Raw genomic sequence first — 22,245 nt, 5'->3', positions numbered from 1 at the left:
CGCAGGATCCTCAGATGCTTTCGGCGGCGGTCGCGGGCGCGAGACCGAGATCACCAGAACGGCCCAGGGTCATCAGCTCGACCACCTGGCTCTGGGTGACGTCGGCCCGCTTGACGTCGGCGGCCACGCGCCCCAGGTACAGGGTGGTGATCCGGTCCGCGACCTCGAACACGTCGTTCATGTTGTGCGAGACCAGGACGACGCCGTGACCGGTCTCGGCGAGGCGCCGGACCAGGTCCAGGACCTGCCGCGTCTGGGCGACGCCCAGCGCGGCGGTCGGCTCGTCGAGGACGACCACCTTGGACTCCCACAGCACGGCCTTGGCGATCGCCACGGTCTGCCGCTGGCCGCCGGACAGGCTGGCGACGAGCTGGCGGACCGAACTGACGGTGCGCACCGAGAGCCGCGCGAGCGTGTCGCGTGCGGCCTGCTCCATGGACGCCTCGTCCAGGACGATGCCCCGCTTGCGCTCACGGCCGAGGAACATGTTCTGCGCGATGTCGAGATTGTCGGCGAGCGCGAGATCCTGGTAGACGATCTCGATGCCGAGGTCCGCGGCGTCTTTCGGGCTGCTGATGTGGACTTCGTTGCCCTCGAAGAGGACGCGGCCGGAGTCCACCGGGTAGATCCCGGCGATGCTTTTGATGAGTGTCGACTTGCCGGCGCCGTTGTCGCCGATCAGCGCGGTCACCTGACCGGGATAGACGGCGAGGTCGACGTCGTGGAGCACGTGTACGGCTCCGAAGCTCTTGTTGATCCCCACGAGCTCGAGGGCGGGGGTTCCGTTCTCAGACAACGCTTGCACTCCCTTGGACAGCGGAAACGGGGTGCCCGGCCGACCGGGCACCCCTGTCCACTATCACTCGATTCCGGCCGCCTTGCACTTGGCGGCGTAGGCGCCCTTGCAGACGTCGGCGGCCTTCACGCCGCCGTCGGTGATGACGTCCTTGACGTTGTCCTTGGTGATCGAGATCGGCTTGAGCAGGATCGAGGGCACGTTCCGCTTTCCGACCGGGTCGTTGGCGGTCGCGGTGGCCTGCGGCTTCTGACCCTTGGCCAGCGCGGTGACCACGCTGACGAGGCTGTCGGCCTCCTGCTTGTTCGGCTTGTAGACCGTCATGCACTGCGTGCCGTCGAGGATGTTCTGCAGGCCCTGCGGCGTGGCGTCCTGGCCGGTCACCGGGATCTTGTCGTTGTTCTTCTTCAGGATCGAGATCGCGGCCTGGCCGAGGCCGTCATTGGCGGCGAGGACGCCGTCGATCTTGCCCTTCTGCTGGGTGTAGATCTGCTCGAAGATCGTCGCGGCCTTCTGGTTGTCCCAGTCGGGGACGGCCTGCTCGGCGACCTTCTTGTAGTTGGTCACCTTGTCGAGGACCTCATGCGCACCCTGCTTGAAGAGGGTGGCGTTGTTGTCCGTCGGCGAGCCGTCGAGGTAGACGATGTTCGACGCCTTGTCCCCGAGGCACTTCTGCAGGCCCGCGCCCTGCGTACGGCCGACCTCGGTGCCGTCGAAGGAGACGTAGTAGTCGGCGGAACCACCGAGCGTGAGACGGTCGTAGTCGATCGTCTGGACGCCCTGCTGCTTGGCCTTGGCCTCGATGGCCGCGCCAGAGTTGGAGTCGAGGTTGACGATCGCCAGGATGGTCGCGCCGTTCGTGATCATCTGGTCGGCGATGGTCTGCATCCGCTGCTTGTCGCCCTCAGCGTTCTGAATGTCGGCGGGAATGCCGGCCTTCTGGAACGCCGCGGTCAGGACCGGGCGGTCGAAGCTCTCCCAGCGGACAGACGACTTGGTGTCGGGCAGAATGATGCCGACCTTGCCCTTGATCTTCGCCGCGCCGGTGGAGGCGCCACCCTTGCTGCTGCTGTCGTCGCCGCTGCCGCAGGCCGCAAGGCCCGCGGTCGCCATGGCAGCGATCGCCGCGATACACGCCGTGCGCTTCAATCTCACGTCGACACCTTCTCCAAGCTCCCCAGGAAACAGTTTGTTTGGGCGCACAACGTATTCCTCGTGAGCTGCTGCGTATAGGGCCCCAAAGGCGGAGACATGGGACGGTTACGACATCGAAATCTGATCGTCACATAACAGATCGTGAGCGCCTCGTCGCGGACGGACATGTAAGCCGTACAGACCCTTGATCACCGCGTTTCCGCAGGCCGTACCTATGACAACGTGAGTCAAGCAGCCGACTGGGCGGCCCGCCTTCGTGACGAGCCGCCGCAGGCTTAGAAGTCGGCCGGATGACCGCTCAGTGACCGTCCTGAGTCGCGGTAAGGGTCAGGGCGTAAAGTCCGAGCGCGGTGAAGTCGTCGGCGGGCTCGGAGGTCTGCCACGAGCGCACGTCGTCGACGTACCGGCTGCCGTGCCCGGTGAACCTCGCGTTCGCGTCCGACCCGTCCGGCGGGCAGTGGCGCATGCCGTCGACATAGTCGTCCAGGCCGTCCTCGAACACGTCGACACCGTTCGGGCCGTTGACCGCGGCGCCGGTCGCGATGGGGTGCCGTCCATCCGTACGCCCGCTCAGGTTCGCGACGACGTGCTGCGGGCAGCGCTCGAAGTTCGTGCCCTCCCCCACCATGAACGAGGTGCCCCACGCGTTCGCGCCGAAGACCCAGTCGCGCTGTGCCGTCGCGAAGGCGTCGAAGCTCCGGTCACCGGAGGCGGACCGGTACAGGCGTGCGGTGGCGACCAGCCCGAACGAGTGCGGCACCGCGTCGAAGTCGCTGTAGATCGCCCCGGCACGGAACGGATCGGCGCCGGCCCGCCTGGCCCCGGTGGTGAGCTGCGCCTTCAGGTCGGCGATGACCTGGGGGCCGGTCACCGCGAGCCGGGCGCGGTCTCCGCGCATGGCCCGCAGCAGGTCCGCGTGGGCGAGCGCGCCGACGTCGTAGAGGTTGAAGGTGTCGCCGCCGGAGTCGTGGGCGATGTACTGCCCGGCCCACGTGGCCGCCTGGGCCAACCAGGTCTTCCCCCTGGGGTCGCCGAGCCGCCTCGCGGCCAGCGCCAGCTCGGCGCCGCCCAGCTCCATGTCGTCGTGCCAGGCGTCCTCGGGGTAGAAGGCGTGCGGCAGGCCGGTGGCCAGCTCGCCGACGTTCGTGGTCTTGGCCATCGAGTAGATCTGCGCCGCCGTCGCGAGGTCCGTACGCGCACGCCGCGGGTCGGCCTCCACCTGGGCGGCCAGCGCGAACGCCGCGCTCACCCGGCCGGCGAGGTTCGGGCTGATCGGCTTGCCGGGAGGCGCCGCGCGAAAGACCGGCCTGCTCCGGAGGTACTGATGGCCCTTCGCCCGGTCGGCGTCGTCCTGCTCGGGTGGCCGCCACGTGTCATGGTCGCCGACGAACGTGCCCTGCTCGTTCCCCGAGCCGATGCCCACCTGGAGGTAGAGGGTCCTGGTCTTGGCGTCCCACATCTTGCCGAGCCAGTCGAGGCCGTGCCGCGCCTCGCCGGTGATCTTCGGGTCCGGGCCGCCGTCGCGGCGTGCCGCCCACAGGAGCGTGTCGGCGAAGGCCGCGGTGTGGGTGAACTTCAGGAAGTCCCCGGCGTCGAACCAGCCGCCCTCGACGTCGACCGGGCCGCCGACCCGCTTGAGGCCGCCGGCGATCTCGTCGGTGTCCTCGCCGGTGAACGCCGGCCAGTCGTAGACCTTGGCCGTACGGTCGTTCAGGTGTGAGGGCTTGCGGCGCAGCTCGCCGGGGATGACGTCGGCGCCGTCGCGCTGGGTGCCGAAGAACCCGGCCGCGTCGTCGGCCGGACCTCGGAACATCCGGGCGGAGCCGACACGGAACGGCGGCGAGACGGTGCCGGCCGCCCTGACCCGGTACGTGCCCGGCCGCCGTAGCCGGGTGAGGTCGAGGGGGTAGACGTCGGGATAGGCGGAGTTCCACGAGCCGAGCCGCGTTCCCGCCCTGCCGTCGAGCACGGCGCGGCCACGGGAGTCGACGACGGTGAACCCCGCACCGGGGGCGGCGGCGGTCGTCATGAGGTACGCCTGCTTGGGCTCGGCGGAGGCGTATCCGACCTGGTCGACACGGACGAACCCGGAGGTCTTGGCCGGGACGGCGGCGGACGCGGCCCCGGCGGCTGTGGTGGAGAGGGTGACGATCACGGCGGCGGCAGCGAGTCTCATGTGTTCCTCGTTCGTACGGCCCCCGAACCTCGTTAGGAAAGTTTCCTAACGTGCGCAAAGTAGTGAAGCCGAGGCCAGAGGGTCAAGGGTTCGCGCCGGTCCGCGTCATCCCTTGGCCGGACGGAACGTCGCGGCGAACACGTCGAAGATCTTGCGGCTCGAGTCCCACTTGCTGTCGGGGACCTGCCAGTACAGGGCGTAGGCGTGCTTGCTGTTGGCCAGGATGTTGCGGTTGAGCACGTGGGTGCGGCCGCCGGAGCCGTTGTAGGTGAACTCCCAGTCGGCGGCCTTGCGTGCCTGCGGATAGTCCACGGACCTCAGGTGGACCCGGTGATACGAGGGAAAGCCGCTCTTCCGGGCGGCCTCCTGCTCCCGCCAGTCGGCCAGCGGGTCGGACTTCGGGGTGTCGGACTGGTCCACGATCAGGGTCCGGGAGCTGTGGGGGTCCTCCACGTACAGGTAGTGGCCATGATGATCGGCCGACCAGCCGTCCGGAACGGCGATCGAGAAGTGCGTGCTGTCGTGGTGCCAGTGGTAGCCGTCGGGCAGCGGGCCGGTGGTTCCCGTCGGGGAGACGGCGGGCGACGTGGGCGCGGTGGCCGGCGCCGATGTCGTCGGCGAGGCGGCCGGGGACGGGCTCGACGCCTTTCCGCTCGGTGTCGTGACCGGCTTCTGTGCGGACCGCCGGCCCTGGTCGTCGTCCCCGAACATCCCGCTCACGGCCCAGCCCAGGAGCCCTACCACCAGGACCAGCGCCAGCGCCGTCAGGGCCACCACCGGGACGCGGCGGGAGGCACCGGTGCGCGTGCCGCTCACGGTTCCGGTGCTCTGCAGGGACGAGGTGGCCGTCGCCGCCGGGCCGGCCGTGTCGTCCGGGCCCGGCTCGACGACTCCCGCGATGCCGGCGGCGGGCGGGCCGGCCGGGACGTCATCGGGCGGCGTCTCCACGGGGGGCGACTCGTCGAGCGCCGGGCGCGGTCGCGGGACGCTCGGGGCCGGGACGACCTCGTCCGCGGGCGCCTCGTCCGCAAATCCTCCAGCCTCCTCGGCCGGGGGACGTCCCTCCTCGACGGCGGGCGGCCCGACCTCCGCGGCCGCGGGCCTCTCCGCCGCACGCCGCCTTGCCTCTGCCTTTCTCGTCTTTCTCGACTTCCGGACCGCGGGCCGGACGGCCGCCTCGGCCGGCTCAGCCTGCGTGTGGGTGTCCGGTGACGCGTCCGTGGCCTCGGCGGAGCCGTCGGCGACCTCGCGGAGCGTGCTCGCGAGCGACTCCACGGCGGGCCGTTCGGCGGGGTCGCGCTGGAGCAGCCCGCGGATCAGCGGCCAGAGCGGTCCGGCCCGCTCGGGGGCGTCCGGGTCGTCCATCACGAGGGCCGCGAGCGTGGCCACCGCGCTGTCGCGGTCGAACGGCGGCCGGCCCTCGACGGCCGTGTACAACGTCGCGCCCAGCGACCACAGGTCCGACTCGGGGCCGACGTCGCGTCCGCGTGCCCGCTCGGGCGCCATGTACGAAGGCGAGCCGATCAGCACGCCCGAAGAGGTGACGGTCGAGCCGCCCTTCGCGGTCGCGATCCCGAAGTCGCCGAGCACGACCCGCCCGTCATCGGCGAGGAGGACGTTGCTCGGCTTCACGTCGCGGTGCAGGACGCCGGCCGCATGGGCGGCGCGGAGTCCGGCGAGCAGCTGGAGGCCGATCGCGGCGGTGCGCTCCGGGGTCATCGGGCCGTCGTCGCGTACGGCCTCGGCGAGCGACCGCGACGGGACGAACTCCATCACGATCCAGGGCCGGTCCTCGTCCTCGACGATGTCGTACACGCCCACGACGTTGGGGTGGTTGAGCCGCGCGGTGGTGCGCGCCTCGCGGAGCGTACGGCGGCGGAGCTTGTTCTGCTCCTCGTGGGGCAGGCCGGGCGGGAAGGAGACCTCCTTCACCGCCACGCTGCGGTCGAGTACCTCATCGGTGGCGAGCCATACGACGCCCATGCCGCCGCGGCCGATGACGCTGCCGAGCCGGTACCGATTTTTGAGCAGACGAGGGGTGTCCACGACGTACCGATTTACCCTTGCGACCGAGAGTTAACATACGGCAGGTCAGCGAGCCGGGCCCGGACGACGAGGTCGTGCAGGGCCGGCCCCGCGGAGGGCCGTTCGGGCAGCGACGACCGGTCCCGCTCCGTCTCCAGCCGGCTGGTCATCGCGGTGACGTCGGCGGCGAGACGGCCCGGGTCCGGGGCGCCGGCGGGCAGCGCGCCGTGCTCGGCCTCGCGTTTGGCCGCGACCAGGTCCGGCAGGTACGCCGGCCCGTGGTCGAGCGCGCCCAGGTCGGACAGGACCTCGCCGGTGAGCATCAGATGGATGCCCGTGGACAGCACGCGGAACGTGTAGAGCAGCGGCTTGAGCTCACCCGTCCGTTCGAAGAACCCCCACTGTGTACGCGCGAAACCCAGGTAGTGGTGCGCGTGGTGGCGGGTCAGGCAGCCGGGCGCCAGTGCGACCATCTCCTCGTGCAGGGGCGACGACGTCACGACGAGGGGCGACAGTAGCTGTTCCAGGACGTAGCCGTTGCGGCGCAGCAGCAGCCGGCCGAACTTCGCCAGGTCATGCGTGACGAGATCGACCTCGACGCCGTCGCGTGTCCAGGTCCGGTCGACGGTCTCCTCGCCGGTGCGGAGGCCGACGACGTCCTCGACCGGCATCAGGTGCACGCCGCGCAGGTCCACGTCGGAGTCCACGGAGGGGAAGCCGTACAGGTGGGCGCCGCTGACGGTCGCGAACACCACGTCGCCGGTCACCTCGGCGAGCCAGGACGGCAGCGTCTGTGTCATCGCGCGCCCCGTCGCCGTACGGACACCAGGAACGTCTCGACTCGCGTACGGTCCGGCTCCTCGGGCAGGCCGGTGGCGGCCAGCGCCGTGTCCATGTCCCTCGTCAGGGTCCGCCGCCACGCGTCGACCTCGGCCCAGGCCACCTCGCCGCGGCGTACGGCGAGCAGGCGCTCCCGGTGGTCCGCGACGTCCACCAGCGGCTCCCCGTGCTCGAGCAGGTGGCGCCCGCTGATCAGCAGCCGGAGCAGGTGCATCACGTGCTTCCACCGGGGCTCGCCGCGCGTGCGCACGTCGCCGGTGAGCTTGCGGAACTGGCTCTCCGCGTAGCGCAGGAACGTCCGGTGCGCGTGGCGGGACAGGAAGGAGCCGCGCAGTGCCAGCAGCTCCTCCCCCTGCTCGGTGACCTTCTCGACCAGGGGCGACCACAGGCATTCCAGCACGGTCGGGTTGGCGTCCAGCGCGAGCCCGAGGAAGCGTTCGAGCTCCCAGGAGAAGCGCTCGGCGTCCGGCCCGTCGACGTGTGACGGAGGCTTGCCGAAGCCCCAGAACAGCGGCGTCGGCGCCACGAACACGCCGCGCCGGTCGATGTCGCTGTCCTCCGTGGCGAGCCCGTAGGCGCGCGAACCGGCCACGACGGACAGCACCGTGTGGTCGCGCACCAAGGAGAGATCATCCACAGGATGAGAGCCTGGCGGAGATCACCGCCGACTCCAACTTGAATTGCCGAAATATCGTGACTTTTCGGAACGGCCGGCGAACGTGCGCGCCGGTCACCCCCGCCAGTGACGCGCCAGGGCTAGCCTTGATGACGTGGGAAGCGAAATCGGTGTCACCGGGCTGGCCGTCATGGGCCAGAACCTCGCGCGAAACATCGCGCGGCATGGGTTCCCCGTGGCCGTACACAACCGCAGTGACAGCCGTACCAAACAGCTGATCGAACGGTACGGGAACGAGGGCGAGTTCACGCCCACGACGACGATCGAGGAGTTCGTCGCCGCGCTCGACCGGCCGCGCCGGATCGTGATCATGGTGAAGGCCGGCAGGCCCGTCGACGCCGTGATCGACGAGCTGGTGCCGTTGCTCGACAAGGGCGACATCCTGATCGACGGCGGCAACTCACACTTCGAGGACACGCGGCGGCGCGAGGCGGCGCTCACCGAGCACGGCCTCCATTTCCTCGGCACCGGAGTCTCCGGCGGCGAGGAGGGCGCGCTCAACGGGCCCAGCATCATGCCGGGCGGACCGGCCGACGCGTACGCCCCGGTCGAGTCGATCCTGACCACGATCGCGGCCCAGGTGGACGGCACGCCGTGCTGCGCCCACATCGGCCCGGACGGCGCCGGTCACTACGTCAAGATGGCGCACAACGGCATCGAGTACGCCGACATGCAGCTCATCGCCGAGGCGTACGACCTGCTCACCAGCGCGGCCGGGCTGTCCGCGCCCGAGATCGCCCAGGTCTTCGAGCAGTGGAACGAGGGCGACCTGGAGTCGTTCCTCATCGAGACCACCTCCAAGGTGCTCGCGCACACCGACGCCACGACGGGCCGGCCCCTGGTCGACGTGATCGTCGACGAGGCCGAGCAGAAGGGCACCGGCCGCTGGACCGCGCAGTCGGCCCTGGAGCTCGGCGTCCCGGTCACCGCGATCACCGAGGCCGTGTACGCCCGCGCGCTGTCGGCCCGCAAGGACCAGCGGGTCCGCGCCTCGAAGATCCTGCCCGGCCCCGGCGGCGGCACGACGCCGGAGGGTTTCGTGGACGCCGTGCGCGACGCGCTGTACGCCTCCAAGGTGGTCGCGTACGCACAGGGCTTCGAGCAGATGCGCGCCGCGTCGGACGAGTACGGCTGGAACGTCGACCCGGGCACCCTCGCGACCATCTGGCGCGGCGGCTGCATCATCCGGGCGCGCTTCCTCGACCGCATCAAGGAGGCCTACGGGCGCAGCCCGGACCTGCCGAACCTCCTGCTGGACGACTACTTCAGCGACGCGGTCGCGGGTGCGCAGGACGCGTGGCGCAAGGTCGTACGCACCGCGGTGGACCTCGGCGTCCCGACGCCCGCGTTCTCCGCGTCGCTGGCCTACTACGACGGCTACCGCCGCGAGCGCGGCCCGGCATCGCTGATCCAGGGGCTGCGCGACTACTTCGGCGCCCACACCTACCGGCGCGTGGACCGTGACGGGTCCTTCCACACCCTGTGGTCGGAGGACGGCCGGGAGATCTCCGCCGGCTGACACGAGAACGAGCGGGCTCCGGCCGTGCCCCTGAGGCCCGGCCGGAGCCGCCGTCTCACACGTACGACGCGAGTCCCCGGACCAGGAGCTCCAGGCCGAACCTCAGGCGCTCGTCGCCGCCGCCCTCGATCAGCGCGCCCACCATCGACGTGATGACCGGGAAGCGGTCGGGCGGCAGGCTCTCGAAGTAGGCGCGGATCTGCTCGAAGTAGTCCCGCGCGTCCTCCTCGGTCCGGCGCCCGCGCTCCTGGTGCAGCGACGCCTCGAAGGCGTCCGCGAGCACGTAGAGGGACACCCGGTCCACGAACCAGCCCGCCTGCTGGTCCGGCACACCCCCGGCCCGCAGGATGGCCAGCAGCGCCTCGCTGTAGCGCAGGGAGTTGGGCCCGACGGGGATGTTGGCGAGCGCGGCACGCGCGATCCCGGGATGTTTCACCCACACGCCGTGCGCGGCGATCGCGGACTCGACGATCTGCTCCTGCCACCGGGCCGGGTCGGGCGTGGGCATCTCCATCTCGCCGACGATCCGGTCGATCATCAGCTCCAGGAGCTCGTCCTTGTTCGCGACATGCGCGTACAGCGACGCCGGCCCGGTCCGCAGGTCGAGGGCGACCCGGCGCATGCTGAGCGCCTCGAACCCCTCCGCGTCGAGGACCCGCATCGCGGTGTCGACGATGAGTTCCTGGCTGAGCGGCCGGCGCTGCCGCGTGGTCTTCTTCGGGCGCCGCCACGGCGGGGGCGGAATCTCGGTCGTCCCTGTCACGGCACACTCCTCCCTTCGAACAGGGTACCGACGGCGAACGGCGTTCCGCCGCGGTTCTTGATCACGTCGGAGCGGTGCGCGGCCCGCTCCGACGTGATCATGTCGTGTCCGGAGTCAGACCTGGGGAAGGACGTCGCTCGCCAGCAGCGCGAGATGGTCCAGGTCGTTCAGGTCGAGCACCTGGAGGTAGGCGCGCTCGGCGCCGGCCTCGCCGAACGCGGCGAGCCGCGCGACGACCTCGGCCGGGGTGCCGGCGATGCCGTTCTCGCGCAGGTCCTCCACCGAACGGCCGATGGCGTCGGCGCGCTGCCGGAGCTGTGCGTCGTCGCGCCCGCAGCAGATGACCTGCGCGGCGGAGAAGGTGATGGACGAGTCGTCCCGGCCGCCGTTCTCGCAGGCGGCCCGCACCCGCTCGTACGCCGCCCGCGTCTCCTCGATCGAGTGGAACGGCACGTTGAACTCGTCGGCGAAACGGGCGGCGAGCCGCGGCGTGCGCTTGGCGCCCACTCCGCCGATGATGATCGGCGGCCGCGGCCGCTGGGCCGGCTTGGGGAGCGCCGGAGAGCCGGTCACCTGGTAGTGAGCCCCCTCGAAGTCGAACGTCTTGCCCGAGGGGGTGTCCCACATTCCCGTAATGATCTCCAGCTGCTCCTCGAGCCGGTCGAAACGCTCGCCGAGACCGGGGAACGGGATTCCGTACGCGGTGTGTTCTTCGTCGTACCAGCCGGTCCCGAGACCGAGTTCGACGCGTCCTCCGCTCATGTCATCGACATTGGCCACGGAGATGGCGAGAGGGCCGGGCAGCCGGAACGTCGCCGCGGTCACCAGGGTCCCGAGCCGGATGCGCTCGGTCTCCCTGGCCAGACCGGCCAGGGTGACCCAGGCGTCCGACGGGCCCGGCAGGCCGCTGACGTCCCCCATCTTCAAGTAGTGGTCAGAGCGGAAGAACGCGTCGAAGCCGCCGTCCTCGGTGGCCTTGGCGACGCGGAGCAGGGTGGTGTAGTCGGCCCCCTGCTGGGGCTCGGTGAAGATCCTCAACAGCATGACCCCCATCCTGCTCCCCCGTCGCCTCGGCCCGCACTGTCGGGTACTACTCAGCCCTCTTCGCCACGGCGGGCGCGGCTGAGCCGGTAGAGGACCATGCCCGCGCCCGCCAAGCCGAGACCTGACAGAGCGAGCAGCGCGGACGAACCGCCGGTGGTCGGCAGGTTCCCGCGGACCGGCTGCGGCCGTGCCGCGATCGGGTGGGCCGCCCGGGTGTGGCAGGCGATGCCGCTCGCTCCCCCGCAGCGCAGCGCGTGCGGGTGAGACGGCCCCGTCAGGTTGACCACGTGCGGCCGGTGGTGCGGCGCGGAGCCGAGCGGGCAGACGAAGCCCGATCCCTGCCGCGAGCAGTCACGGTGAGCGCGACCCGAGCCCCGCGGGGCACCGACCGGCAGCCGTACGTGGTGATGACGCGCCGGGTGGCCCAGCGGCTCGTGAGCCGCCTTGCCGGGCACCGACTTTCCGGGACCCGTCAGCGGCGTCATCGGGGAAACGGTGTCAGGCGTGACGGCCGGCTCCTCGTGTACGGCGGCCGGCGCGTTGTCGGCCGTCCCGCAGGGCGGTGCCAAGGGACGTTCCGAGGCCGCCTTGCCCTCGACCGCCATCGGCTTGTCCGCGGCCGCCGCGCAGGGCGCGACCTCCGCCTTGGCCGGGTCGCCCGGAGCCGCCGGAGCGACCGGGAGTGCCGGAGCCGCGGCGGGAGCCACGGGAGCGTTCTGGGAGTTCACGCACCCGCACGCCCCCAGCCCGCCCTGCGCGCAGGGCGGGATCGCCGGCATGTCCGGCACGACGACCGGCCGGCCCGGGACGACGACCGGCCTGGCCGCCGCCGCACCGCACGGAGTGGCGACGGGCGCGTCCGCGGCCGTCTTGTCCGCGTCGGCCTTCGTACCGGGCCTGTCGGCGGTGGTCGCCGCGGCAGGCTTGGCCTGCCCGGCTCCCGGGTGCCCCTGGGCGCCCGCACACGGCGCTGCCGCCGCATGGTCCGGGACGTCCGCCGGACGTGCCGGGGCGGGCAGGATGACCGGACGTCCGGCCAGAGCACCACACGGCGTGGTGACGGGAATGTCCGCCGCTTCCGCGGGCCTGTCCTGCACGGCCACGGGCCGGTGTGCCACCGCGCACGGCGGGACGATCGCGCGGTCCGGGACGTTCGCGGGACGCACGGGCTCGATGAACGGCCTTCCCGCCGTCGCACCACACGGCGTGACGGCGGGAATGCCCGCCGGCACCGCCGGCCTGCCCTGCACGGCCTCCGGCCGGTGCGCCACCGCACACGGCGGAACCGCCGGGCGGCCGGGAACGGCCACCGGCCTGGCCGCCACCGCGCCACACGGCGCCGTGGCGGGCCGGTCCGGAACCGCGACGGGGTGCGCCGCGGCCTTGGCCGGTGCCGCGGCGGGTGCCGCGGCGGCGGGCCGGGCCGGCGTCACGACGGGCCGTCCCAGCGCGTCACCGGCGGCCGGCCTGTAGGGCACCACCGCGTCGGCGGGCGGCCCGGAGGCGGGCCGGTCCTCGGCGGCGGCGCATCCGCACGCCAGCGGGTCGTCCTGCTTGGCGGCGCAGGAGCCCAGAGACGGCGCGGACTCACCCTCGCTCCTGACGGGCGCGGCCCCGCTCCCGCACGGGCCGGCCGGTGCGGGAACCCCGATCGGGCTCCGCACCACGACGGACTCGGCGGTCACCGGGCCGTGCTCGGTCACCATGAGGGGGTACGGGATCCTCCCGTCCGCGTCGGCGCCCTGGGGTGCCGCCGGGTCGGGGTCCGACGAGACGCCGACCGGTGGGAACGCGGCCAGCCTCCGCTCGGGTGCCGTCGGAGCGTTGTGCCACGACACCTGGACGGGGTTGCTCAGCGCCTTTCCGTAGTGAGCCCTGGGAGTGAGCTCGGCGGTGATGGTGCCGCGCCGGGTCGCGCCCTGCGGCACGAGGCCGATCTTGCAGACGAGCGGGCCGGTCCGCTTCCAGTGGCACTTCGGCGGTGCGGCGAGCACCTTGAGGTTCTTGTCGGGTCTGGCGGTGAGAGCGACGTCCCGCGCCGGGACGGTGCCCCTGTTGGTCACCTCGAACGGCCATTTGTACGTTCTGCCGGGGACGATCGCCCCGCGAGGCCCATGAGTGTCGACGACGAGATCGGCGCGCCCCCTTCGGTGATCGCGCGCCTCACGGCCGTCGTGGTCTCGGTGCGGAGTGACGCGGTCATGCGCTCGCGCGGCCTTACCGCCGGTGTGGGCGGAGGCGCTGGCTATGACCTGCGGCATGACGGCGAAGCACGAGGCCGTCGCCACCGCCGTGATACTCCGGATTCCGGCACGCATGGCGCGGCCAGAAATGTCGATCATCTTTGTCCCCCCGGACCTGCTCAGACGCTGTTGACAACGCCCCGTTCTAACCGTCCCAAGGGGGATCTCATAGCAGCGCGTCGGCGTGTCGTCACAAACAGTGATGGTAAAAACCCGGCTGCGACATCGGCCTCGATAACGCTCACAGCGCATGGCACATGGCGATAGTTTCCTTTGACGGCCTTTCGACCAAAAGGAATAGACCTGTGCTGCCTGAGAAAAAGGTCACCGCGGCCACGCTTGCCGGTGCCATCGCCACGATCCTCGTCTGGGTCCTGCACCTGACCGGTGTCGACATCCCGTCCGAGGTGGCGGCCGCGATCACCACGGTCCTCGCCGCCGTGGCCGGCTACATGGCCCCCCACACCCACCGCCCCGATCTGGAAAAGCCGGCGCCCGAGGCCTCCGTCGCGCGCTGACCTCGCGTGGTCAGAAGCCGAGACCGTCGCCGCAGTCCACCGTCGCGGAGCCGCCCGAGCTCGTCGCGCTCTTCACGAGATCTCCGTCCACCTCGAGCGTGCAGGTGAGCTCGCCGTCGCCGGTGCTGTGCGCGGTCACGTCGATGCTCTGACCGTCGTTGACGGTGAACGTCCTGCTCCAGGGCGGCGACACGACACTGTGGTGCCGCCGCCCGCCCGGCACCGTGTACGTCACCGAGGCGCGCCGGACACTGCCCTTGACGGCGAACGTCACCGTGTGCGCGCCCGTGTCATCGTCCGGCGGCGCGGCCTCGTCTCCGGGAGGCGGCGGAGTCGCGGGAGGGCGGGCGGATGTCGGCGCGTGTGACGGCGTTGCCGCCTGCCCACCGGAATGCCCGGCCGAATGGCGGCCCGGCGAACACGCGGCGAGCACGAACACCAGGGTGAGGAACGTGATTCGCATAGTCGTCTCCAAAACGCGGGCAATGCCGTACTGGAGGGACTACGGATTGTAACAATCGGCGACGGGTCCGTCGCCCACCGCGACTTCCGGGCGGAAAGATCAAATCCGGGATTCACAAAATGGCGTCACCACGCCCTTTCGCCACCCGGGGCGGTCCCGCACGTTCGGGGCCGCCCCGGCACGGCGAAACGAGGTCAGCGGGCCGACAGCAGCTCGCCGAGCTCGTCCTCGACGTCCTGGTTGGCGACGAACATCAGCTCGTCACCGCCTTCGAGGGTGTCGTCGGGGCTGGGCACCAGCACCCGGCCCTCGCGCAGGATCGCGACCAGCGCGCTGTCCTGCGGCCATGCCACCGAACCGACCAGCTGTCCCGCCAGAGGCGCGTCCTCGGGCAGCGTCAGCTCGACCAGGTTGGCCTCTCCCTGGCGGAACGTCATCAGCCGGACCAGGTCGCCGACGCTGACGGCCTCCTCGACGAGCGCCGACAGGAGCCGCGGCGTCGAGACGGCGACGTCCACACCCCATGACTCGTTGAAGAGCCACTCGTTCTTCGGGTGGTTGATCCGCGCGACCACGCGCGGCACCCCGTACTCGGTCTTGGCCAGGAGCGAGACGACGAGGTTGACCTTGTCGTCGCCGCTGGCGGCCACGACGACATGGCAGCGCTCCAGCCCCGCGTCGTCGAGTGAGGCGATCTCACACGCGTCGGCGAGCAGCCATTCGGCCTGCGCCACCGCCTCGACCTTGATCGATCGGGGGTTCTTGTCGATGAGGAGGACCTCGTGGCCGTTCTCAAGGAGTTCCTGGGCGATGGAGCGGCCGACCGCTCCCGCACCGGCTATGGCGACCCGCATTACTCCGCCTCCTCGTCGGGCCGCTGTGACACGGCGTCGTTGATGCGCTCCATCTCGGCCGCGACGGCCATCACGTGGACCACGTCGCCGTCCTGGATGACGGTGTCGCCATCGGGGACCACGGCCTCGCCCATGCGGTTCAGGAAGGTCACGCGGGTCCGCGCGACCTCCTCCAGGGCGGAGACTCTCGCGCCGACCCACTTCGGGTCCATCTGGACCTCCGCGAGCACGACCTCGCCGGTCGGGTCGCGCCAGAGCGGTGCCGGGCCCTCAGGGAGGAGCCGGCGCATCATCTGGTCGGCCGTCCAGCGCACGGTCGCGACGGTCGGGATCCCCAGCCGCTGGTACACCTCGGCACGGCGCGGGTCGTAGATGCGGGCCACGACGTTCTCGACGCCGAACGTCTCGCGTGCCACGCGAGCCGAGATGATGTTGGAGTTGTCACCGCTGCTCACCGCCACGAACGCGGACGCCTGCTCGATCCCGGCCTCGACGAGCACGTCGCGGTCGAAACCGAATCCGGTGATCCGCCGCCCCTTGAAACCACCGCGCAACCGGCGGAACGCCTCAGGGGTCTGATCGATGATGGCCACGCTGTGGCCTTTATCCTCAAGGATGTGGGCGAGTGTCGATCCGACACGCCCGCACCCCATGATCACGATGTGCACGGTCGTCCTTCCCGGCGCCTTAGGTCCGCTTGGCTCCGTCTTGACCTGAGAAACCTACACATGGCCGGGCGCGGGACAGAACTCCTTGACCCGTCCGATGGATCGCACTTCTTTTCATCCCCATACCGTGATGGGTTTTCACGATCCGGTTAGCGACTAACATCACGGTCGTGTCGAAGGCTCCCGACCTCGTCAAGAGGCTCTTGCTCGGCAGGGCCCTGCGAAGTGCCCAGCAGCACGAGCAGACTCTCCCCAAGACGATCGCCCTCCCGGTGTTCGCCAGTGACGCTCTGTCGTCGGTCGCGTACGCACCACAGGAGATCCTGATCGCCCTCGGCCTGGCCGGACTGGCGACGTACCACTTCACCCCCTGGGTGGCCGGCGCGGTCATCGTGATCCTCCTGACGGTCGTGGCGTCTTATCGCCAGAACGTCCGCGCCTACACCAGTGGCGGCGGCGACTTCGAGGTGGCCACCACCAACCTGGGCAGCAACTCGGGCATCGTCGTCGCGAGCGCCCTGCTCGTCGACTACGTGATGACCGTGGCGGTCTCGGTCTCCTCCGGAGTCGAGAACCTCGGCGCCCTCATCCACTTCATCCAGCCCCACCAGGTGCTCGTGGCGATCGCGATCGTCGCGATCCTGACGATCCTGAACCTGCGAGGGATCCGGGAGTCCGGCATCGCGTTCGCGATCCCGACGTACCTGTTCATGTTCGGCGTGTTCGTGATGCTGCTGTGGGGGTTCACCCGGCTCTCGTTCGGCGCCCACCTGCACGCCGAGACCGCCGACCTGAACGTCCAGGGTCACGACGTCGGCGTGACCGGATTCGCGCTCGTCTTCCTGCTGCTGCGCGCGTTCTCCTCCGGCTGTGCCGCCCTGACCGGCGTCGAGGCGATCAGCAACGGGGTGCCGGCCTTCCGCAAGCCCAAGGGCAAGAACGCCGCGACGACGCTCCTGCTGCTCGGAGTCGTGGCGGCCTCGATGTTCGGCGGCATCGTCGCGCTCGCCTACATCACCAAGGCCAAGTTCGCCGACCCGACTCTGGGCACCCACCTGATCAACAGCGCCGGCAAGGACGTCTCGGACCAGGATCCGATCGTCGCGCAGGTCGCCCACACGGTGTTCAGCAACTTCCCCCTGGGCTTCGCCTACGTCACCGTGATGACGGCGCTGATCCTGGCTCTCGCGGCCAACACGGCGTTCAACGGCTTCCCCGTGCTCGGCTCGGTGCTCGCGCAGAACCGCTACCTGCCCCGGCAGCTGCACACCCGCGGCGACCGGCTCGCCTTCAGCAACGGGATCATCATCCTGGGCACCATGGCGGGCCTGCTGATCTACGCGTACGACGCCTCGGTGACCGCGCTCATCCAGCTGTACATCGTCGGCGTCTTCGTGTCGTTCACCGTCAGCCAGACCGGCATGGTCCGCCACTGGAACCGCCTGCTGCGGACCGAGACCGACCGCGGGAAGCGCCGGCGGATGATGACCTCGCGGGCGATCAACGCCTTCGGCGGGGTCGTCACCGGCATCGTCCTGATCGTCGTCCTCATCACCAAGTTCCTGCTCGGCGCCTGGATCGCCTGCGTGGCCATGGCGGTGCTGTTCCTGATGATGCGGGGCATCCGGCGGCACTACGACCGGGTCGCCACCGAGCTCGTGGTCAGCGGCGAGGACGTCGCACTGCCCCCGCGCAACCACGCCATCGTCCTCGTCTCCAAGATCCACAAGCCGACGCTGCGGGCGCTCTCGTACGCGCGGGCCACCCGCCCGTCGACCATCGAGGCGGTCTCCGTCGCGGTCGACCCCCAGGAGTCCGAGGAGCTCCAGGAGGCGTGGGACGCGCACGAGCTGCCCGTACCGCTCAAGATCCTGGACTCGCCGTACCGCGAGATCACCCGGCCGATCCTGGAGTACGTCAAGAGCGTACGGCGGCGCAGTCCCCGTGACGTGGTCACCGTGTTCCTGCCCGAATATGTCGTGGGACACTGGTGGGAGCACCTGTTGCACAACCAGAGCGCGTTGCGTCTCAAGACGCGCCTGCTGTTCGTGCCCGGTGTGATGGTGACGAGCGTCCCCTGGCAGCTCGCCTCCTCTGACCGTCTCAAGGGGCGACCCGAGCGGGCCGCGCCAGGCTCCATCCGCCGTCCGTACCCCCCGCAGGACGCCGACTCGAAGGATTCACGTGCCGCCGGTGGAATCGTCTGACCTGATCGAACTCGAGATCGGCGCGGTCGCCAATGGCGGCTCGTGCGTGGCCCGGCACGTGGGCCGCGTCGTGTTCGTCCGGCACACGCTGCCGGGAGAGCGCGTACGGGCCCGCGTCACCCAGGAGACCAAGAACTTCCTGCGCGCCGACGCCGTGGAGATCCTGGAGGCCTCACCCGACCGCGTACCGGCGCCGTGCCCGTTCTCCGGCCCCGGACGCTGCGGCGGGTGCGACTGGCAGCACGTGTCGCTCCCGGCGCAGCGGCTGCTGAAGGCCGCGGTCGTGGAGGAGCAGCTCCGCCGCGTCGCCGGTGTCGAGCGCGAGGTCATCGTCGAGGAGGTGCCCGGAGCCCCGGACGGCCTCGGCTGGCGCACCCGCATGCAGTTCTCGGTACGCCGCGACGGCGCCGTCGGGCTGAAGCACCACCGTTCCCACACGATCGAGCCCATCGACGAGTGTCTGATCGCCCACCCCGAGGTCGAGGTGCTGGGCATCGAGCGCAAGCGCTGGCCCGGAGCCGCCGGCGTCGAGGCGATCGCCTCGGCCGGCACGGGCGACCGGCTCGCCATCCTCAAGACCCGTGGCCGCGCCCGCGTGCCCCGCATGGACGCACAGGTCCGCCTGATCAGCGGCAAGCCGGACAAGCCACCGTTCGTACGCGAGGACGTGGGCGACCGGCTGTGGCAGGTCAGCGGCAGCGGGTTCTGGCAGGTCCACCCGGGAGCCGCCCCGCTGCTCGCGGACGCCGTGATCGAGGCCCTCGAACCCCGCCGCGGCGACGTGGCGGTGGACCTGTACTGCGGCGCAGGCCTGTTCGCGGGCGTGCTCGGCGAGAGCGTCGGCTCGGACGGCCTGGTCGTGGGCATCGAGTCCGAAGCCCAGGCGGTGAAGGACGCGCGCTTCAACCTGCGCGACCTGCCGCACGTGTCCATCGAGCGCGGCGAGGTCGAGAAGGTCCTGGACGAGATCCAGTTCGGCCGCGGCAAGACGAAGCTGAACCGCGCCGACCTGGTCGTCCTCGACCCCCCGCGCACGGGCGCCGGCCCGGACGTCGTCAAGCGGATCGCCGAGCTCGCGGGCCGCCGCATCGCGTACGTCTCCTGCGACCCGGCCACCCTGTCCCGCGACCTGGCGCTCTTCTCCGAGCAGGGCTGGGCGCTGTCGGGCTTCCGCGCCTTCGACGCCTTCCCGATGACCCAGCACGTGGAGCTTCTGGCGACGCTGGTCAGAGGCTAGAAAATGGCCTCTACCCGGGCCGCTACCATCTCGTAATCCTCAGGGAACCTCAGGCGTCCTCGCGGATCTGCGCACTCGTGACGCACGAGTGCCGCACGATCTTGGAGGAGCCCGATATGGCCTCGGCCGTCTTCGACGAGCCGGCGGATTCGCCCGCGTAGTCCGCGACCCCGACTTCACCCGTTACGGCCCGCACGACCGCCGCCACACGGCGGTGTGTGGGCTCGTGCGGCACGGGTCCCGTTGTACGACGCTGAGAGGCGCCCGACATGTCCGGTCGCGGTGAGGCCGCCCGCGACCGCCTCGACATAGCGTTCGCTTCCATTTCATTGCAACGATCACTATCAAGATCGTTGCATTTTTTTCGAGACCATTGCAACAATCTTACGAGTTCTACCTGCACCTATGTTGTTTTAGCGCAACAAGCGTGTTGCCGGATATTTAAATGCAACGTAGCGTTTGCGATGTTCGAAACAACGAGTCGCAGGAGCGCATCATGCAGAAGTTCGAGACCCCCGCCCCGATCTCCGCCGTCCTGAACGTCCCCGCCGGGCGTGTCCGGTTCGTCGCCGCCGACCGGGCCGACACCGCGGTCGAGGTCCTGCCCGCGGACGCCGCGAAGGGCCGCGACGTCAAGGCCGCGGAGCAGGCCACGGTCGACTACGCCGACGGCGTGCTGCGGATCGAGATGCCGACGAAGAACCAGCTGTTCGGAGCGTCCGGATCCATCGAGGTGACGGTCCAGCTGCCGGCCGGTTCACGGGTCGAGGTCAAGGCCGCCGCCACCGAGTTCCGCGCCGTGGGACGGCTGGGCGAGGTGACCTTCGAGGGCGCGTACGACCAGGTCAGGGTCGACGAGGCCGCGAGCGCCCGCATCACCGCCGTCGCCGGCGACGTCTGGGTCGGCCGCCTCACCGGCCCCGCGGAGATCACCACCAGCAAGGGCGACATCCACGTCGCCGAGGCCGCAGGCGGCCAGGTCACCCTGCACACGAACATGGGCGACATCGAGATCTCCGCCGCGCCGGGCGTCTCGTCCTCGCTGGACGCCGGTACCGGCTACGGCCGCGTCAGCAACGCGCTCAAGAACGACGGCTCCGCCGAGCTGGACATCCACGCGACCACCTCCTACGGCGACATCGTCGCCCGCAGCCTCTGAGGGGTACCGAAATGACGAACCTGGCGATCTCAGTGAACGGGCTGCGCAAGTCCTACCGTGACAAGACCGGCGACAAGGTCGTGCTCGACGGCATCGACCTGGCCGTACCCGAAGGCACGGTCTTCTCCCTGCTCGGCCCGAACGGCGCCGGCAAGACCACCACCGTCCAGATCCTGTCCACCCTGATCCCGGCCGACGGCGGCACCGCCCTCGTCGCCGGCCACGACCTGGCCCGCGATCCCGACGACGTACGCGGCGCGATCGGTGTCACCGGCCAGTACTCCGCCGTCGACAAGCTGCTCACCGGCGAGGAGAACCTGCTCCTCATGGCCGACCTCAACCACCTGACACGCGACGACGGCAAGCGCAGGGCCGCCGAGCTGCTCGAGCGCTTCGACCTGGTCGACGCGGCACGCAAGACGGCCGCCACCTACTCCGGCGGCATGCAACGCCGGCTCGACCTGGCGATGACCCTGGTCGGCGACCCCCGCCTGATCTTCCTGGACGAGCCCACCACCGGCCTGGACCCCCGCAGCCGCCGCTCCATGTGGCAGATCGTCCGTGAACTCGTCGCGGGCGGCGTCACCATCTTCCTCACCACCCAGTACCTGGAGGAGGCCGACGAGCTCGCCGACCACATCGCCCTCCTCGACCACGGACGACTGATCGCCGAAGGCACCGCCGAAGAGCTCAAACGGCGCATCTCCGGCGGCCACATCGAGCTCACCTTCGCCGAGACGCACCCGCTCGACGCGGCCCGCCACCTCCTCGGCGACGCCGCGGCCGCCGACCCCGAGGCGCTCACCCTTCAGGTGCCGAGCGACGGCGGCGTCCGCGCGATCCGCGAACTACTCGCCCTCCTGGACGAACACTCCATCGACATCACCGCCATGAGCGTCCACACCCCCGACCTCGACGACGTGTTCCTCACCCTCACCGGCCAGCAGAAGGAGACCACCCGATGAGCACCCTCACCCTCGCCGCCCGCGACTCCAACACCATGATCCGGCGCCAGCTCAAACGCCTGGTCCGCTACCCGTCCATGACCATCCAACTCATCATCACGCCCGTCATCCTCCTGATCCTGTTCGTCTATGTCTTCGGCGGCGCCCTCGGCAACGGACTCGGCGGCGGATCCGGCGGCGGACGCGGCGCCTACGTCAACTACGTCGTCCCCGGCATCCTGCTCATGGCCGCCGCCACCGCCGCGACCGGAACCGCCGTCATGGTCGCCACCGACATGACCGAAGGCATCATCGCCCGCTTCCGCACCATGCGGATCTCCCGCGCCTCGGTCCTCACCGGCCATGTCGTCGGCAGCGTCATCCAGCAGCTCCTCGGCATGGCCGTCCTCGTCGGCATCGCCCTGGCCATCGGCTTCCGCCCGAACGCCACCGCACTCGAGTGGCTGGCCGCCGTCGCCCTGCTCACCCTGTTCGTCGTGGCCATCACCTGGCTGTCGGTCGCCCTCGGCCTGAACTCCTCGAGCCCCGAGGCCGCGAGCAACGCCCCGATGCCCCTGATCCTGCTGCCCTTCCTCGGCAGCGGCTTCGTCCCCACCGACTCCATGCCCACCGCCCTGCGCTGGTTCGCCGAATACCAGCCCTTCACCCCGATCATGGAAACCGTCCGCGGCCTCCTGCTCGGCACCCCGATCGGCAACAGCGCCACCATCGCCACCGCTTGGTGCGCCGGCATCGCCGTCGTCTCCTACCTCTGGGCCAAGAACACCTTCGGCAAAGCCTGACCATGAACCCCCCGAACAGGGCCGTCAGACCAACAGGTCTGACGGCCCTGGCCCTTTCCACCGTCGCCCCGGATGGGATCGCAGCGAGCGCTCGACGCAAGACACCCCGGCCGGATGCGCCACATCCGGTCACTCTCACAGTCAACCCGTAGGGC

20 protein-coding genes are annotated in these 22,245 nt (G+C 70.4%); 7 read left to right on the top strand and 13 right to left on the bottom strand.

All coding sequences use genetic code 11. The features are described 5' to 3' along the window. Positions 1-10: 10 nt before the first annotated feature. The 6 genes from FB559_RS27460 to FB559_RS27435 form a co-directional block, all read right to left on the bottom strand. Positions 11-796, bottom strand: coding sequence for an ATP-binding cassette domain-containing protein (locus FB559_RS27460; RefSeq protein WP_141959013.1), 786 nt, complete (start codon positions 794-796; stop codon positions 11-13). A 63-nt stretch (positions 797-859) separates the two neighbouring features. Then, positions 860-1,951 (bottom strand): sugar ABC transporter substrate-binding protein, encoded by a 1,092-nt coding sequence (locus FB559_RS27455; RefSeq protein WP_342780996.1) that lies wholly within the window; start codon positions 1,949-1,951, stop codon positions 860-862. A 298-nt stretch (positions 1,952-2,249) separates the two neighbouring features. Then, positions 2,250-4,127, bottom strand: coding sequence for a glycoside hydrolase family 9 protein (locus tag FB559_RS27450; protein ID WP_141959011.1), 1,878 nt, complete (start codon positions 4,125-4,127; stop codon positions 2,250-2,252). 105 nt (positions 4,128-4,232) lie between these two features. Continuing rightward, positions 4,233-6,173 (bottom strand): serine/threonine-protein kinase, encoded by a 1,941-nt coding sequence (locus FB559_RS27445; RefSeq protein ID WP_141959009.1) that lies wholly within the window; start codon positions 6,171-6,173, stop codon positions 4,233-4,235. A gap of 11 nt (positions 6,174-6,184) precedes the next feature. Continuing rightward, complete coding sequence (locus FB559_RS27440; RefSeq protein WP_141959007.1) at positions 6,185-6,952, bottom strand: nucleotidyltransferase domain-containing protein; 768 nt, start codon at positions 6,950-6,952, stop codon at positions 6,185-6,187. Next, complete coding sequence (locus tag FB559_RS27435; RefSeq protein ID WP_246122577.1) at positions 6,949-7,611, bottom strand: nucleotidyltransferase domain-containing protein; 663 nt, start codon at positions 7,609-7,611, stop codon at positions 6,949-6,951. Before FB559_RS27435 ends, FB559_RS27440 begins: the two co-directional genes overlap by 4 nt. Positions 7,612-7,762: 151 nt before the next feature. Here FB559_RS27435 and gndA point away from each other — a divergent pair, with 151 nt between their 5' ends. Further along, positions 7,763-9,187, top strand: a complete 1,425-nt coding sequence (gndA, locus tag FB559_RS27430) for an NADP-dependent phosphogluconate dehydrogenase (protein ID WP_281286290.1) — start codon at positions 7,763-7,765, stop codon at positions 9,185-9,187. A gap of 55 nt (positions 9,188-9,242) precedes the next feature. Here gndA and FB559_RS27425 read toward each other — a convergent pair whose 3' ends face one another. The 3 genes from FB559_RS27425 to FB559_RS44150 all read right to left on the bottom strand — a co-directional run bounded on the left by FB559_RS27425 (position 9,243) and on the right by FB559_RS44150 (position 13,282). After that, a complete protein-coding gene (locus FB559_RS27425) occupies positions 9,243-9,950 on the bottom strand; it encodes a TetR/AcrR family transcriptional regulator (RefSeq protein WP_141959003.1) in 708 nt (235 codons plus the stop codon). A 114-nt stretch (positions 9,951-10,064) separates the two neighbouring features. After that, on the bottom strand, positions 10,065-10,994 hold the full coding sequence (locus tag FB559_RS27420) for an LLM class F420-dependent oxidoreductase (protein ID WP_141959001.1): 930 nt from the start codon (positions 10,992-10,994) through the stop codon (positions 10,065-10,067). A 50-nt stretch (positions 10,995-11,044) separates the two neighbouring features. After that, positions 11,045-13,282, bottom strand: coding sequence for a hypothetical protein (locus FB559_RS44150; protein ID WP_185792425.1), 2,238 nt, complete (start codon positions 13,280-13,282; stop codon positions 11,045-11,047). Positions 13,283-13,542: 260 nt separating this feature from the next. On the opposite strand from FB559_RS44150, the gene FB559_RS27405 reads away from it, so the two are divergent. After that, positions 13,543-13,755, top strand: a complete 213-nt coding sequence (locus FB559_RS27405) for a hypothetical protein (RefSeq protein ID WP_141958997.1) — start codon at positions 13,543-13,545, stop codon at positions 13,753-13,755. Positions 13,756-13,765: 10 nt separating this feature from the next. On the opposite strand, the gene FB559_RS27400 is transcribed toward FB559_RS27405, so the two are convergent. From FB559_RS27400 to FB559_RS27390, 3 genes are all read right to left on the bottom strand, one after another. Continuing rightward, positions 13,766-14,218 carry a hypothetical protein gene (locus FB559_RS27400; RefSeq protein WP_141958995.1) on the bottom strand — a complete coding sequence of 151 codons (453 nt, stop codon included), beginning with the start codon at positions 14,216-14,218 and terminating at the stop codon, positions 13,766-13,768. Between the two features lie 194 nt (positions 14,219-14,412). Further along, positions 14,413-15,072: a potassium channel family protein gene (locus FB559_RS27395; RefSeq protein ID WP_141958993.1), complete on the bottom strand. Its 660-nt coding sequence runs from the start codon at positions 15,070-15,072 to the stop codon at positions 14,413-14,415. After that, positions 15,072-15,740: a potassium channel family protein gene (locus FB559_RS27390; protein WP_141958991.1), complete on the bottom strand. Its 669-nt coding sequence runs from the start codon at positions 15,738-15,740 to the stop codon at positions 15,072-15,074. Before FB559_RS27390 ends, FB559_RS27395 begins: the two co-directional genes overlap by 1 nt. 170 nt (positions 15,741-15,910) lie before the next feature. Between FB559_RS27390 and FB559_RS27385 the strand changes: the two genes are divergently transcribed. Together FB559_RS27385 and FB559_RS27380 are read left to right on the top strand one after the other, a co-directional pair. Continuing rightward, on the top strand, positions 15,911-17,947 hold the full coding sequence (locus tag FB559_RS27385; protein WP_141958989.1) for an APC family permease: 2,037 nt from the start codon (positions 15,911-15,913) through the stop codon (positions 17,945-17,947). After that, the gene (locus tag FB559_RS27380) at positions 17,934-19,184 is read left to right on the top strand and encodes a class I SAM-dependent RNA methyltransferase (RefSeq protein ID WP_141958986.1); all 1,251 of its coding nucleotides are present in this window, start codon (positions 17,934-17,936) and stop codon (positions 19,182-19,184) included. Before FB559_RS27385 ends, FB559_RS27380 begins: the two co-directional genes overlap by 14 nt. 49 nt (positions 19,185-19,233) lie before the next feature. On the opposite strand, the gene FB559_RS27375 is transcribed toward FB559_RS27380, so the two are convergent. Then, positions 19,234-19,419, bottom strand: a complete 186-nt coding sequence (locus FB559_RS27375) for a hypothetical protein (protein WP_141958984.1) — start codon at positions 19,417-19,419, stop codon at positions 19,234-19,236. Positions 19,420-19,680: 261 nt separating this feature from the next. Between FB559_RS27375 and FB559_RS27370 the strand changes: the two genes are divergently transcribed. From FB559_RS27370 to FB559_RS27360, 3 genes are read left to right on the top strand one after another with little or no spacing between them, the layout of a single operon-like run. Next, positions 19,681-20,343, top strand: a complete 663-nt coding sequence (locus FB559_RS27370; protein WP_141958982.1) for a DUF4097 family beta strand repeat-containing protein — start codon at positions 19,681-19,683, stop codon at positions 20,341-20,343. 11 nt (positions 20,344-20,354) lie between these two features. Next, positions 20,355-21,308 (top strand): ATP-binding cassette domain-containing protein, encoded by a 954-nt coding sequence (locus FB559_RS27365; protein WP_141958980.1) that lies wholly within the window; start codon positions 20,355-20,357, stop codon positions 21,306-21,308. Further along, entirely contained in the window at positions 21,305-22,090 is a 786-nt protein-coding gene (locus tag FB559_RS27360; RefSeq protein ID WP_141958978.1) for an ABC transporter permease, read from the top strand. The genes FB559_RS27365 and FB559_RS27360 overlap by 4 nt, the downstream gene beginning before the upstream one ends. Positions 22,091-22,245: the final 155 nt, after the last annotated feature.

It is taken from the genome of Actinoallomurus bryophytorum (genome assembly GCF_006716425.1).
GTDB lineage: Bacteria > Actinomycetota > Actinomycetes > Streptosporangiales > Streptosporangiaceae > Actinoallomurus > Actinoallomurus bryophytorum.
The sequence above is the reverse complement of the archived record's forward strand: the minus strand, read 5'-3'. Positions and strand labels throughout refer to the sequence as shown.

Coding starts and splice junctions, on each gene's coding strand:
- FB559_RS27370 (WP_141958982.1), top strand. CDS start 19,681: ATGCAGAAGTTCGAGACCCCCGCCCCGATCTCCGCCGTCCTGAACGTC.
- FB559_RS27440 (WP_141959007.1), bottom strand. CDS start 6,952: ATGACACAGACGCTGCCGTCCTGGCTCGCCGAGGTGACCGGCGACGTG.
- FB559_RS27360 (WP_141958978.1), top strand. CDS start 21,305: ATGAGCACCCTCACCCTCGCCGCCCGCGACTCCAACACCATGATCCGG.
- FB559_RS27395 (WP_141958993.1), bottom strand. CDS start 15,072: ATGCGGGTCGCCATAGCCGGTGCGGGAGCGGTCGGCCGCTCCATCGCC.
- FB559_RS27420 (WP_141959001.1), bottom strand. CDS start 10,994: ATGCTGTTGAGGATCTTCACCGAGCCCCAGCAGGGGGCCGACTACACC.
- FB559_RS27400 (WP_141958995.1), bottom strand. CDS start 14,218: ATGCGAATCACGTTCCTCACCCTGGTGTTCGTGCTCGCCGCGTGTTCG.
- FB559_RS27365 (WP_141958980.1), top strand. CDS start 20,355: ATGACGAACCTGGCGATCTCAGTGAACGGGCTGCGCAAGTCCTACCGT.
- FB559_RS27450 (WP_141959011.1), bottom strand. CDS start 4,127: ATGAGACTCGCTGCCGCCGCCGTGATCGTCACCCTCTCCACCACAGCC.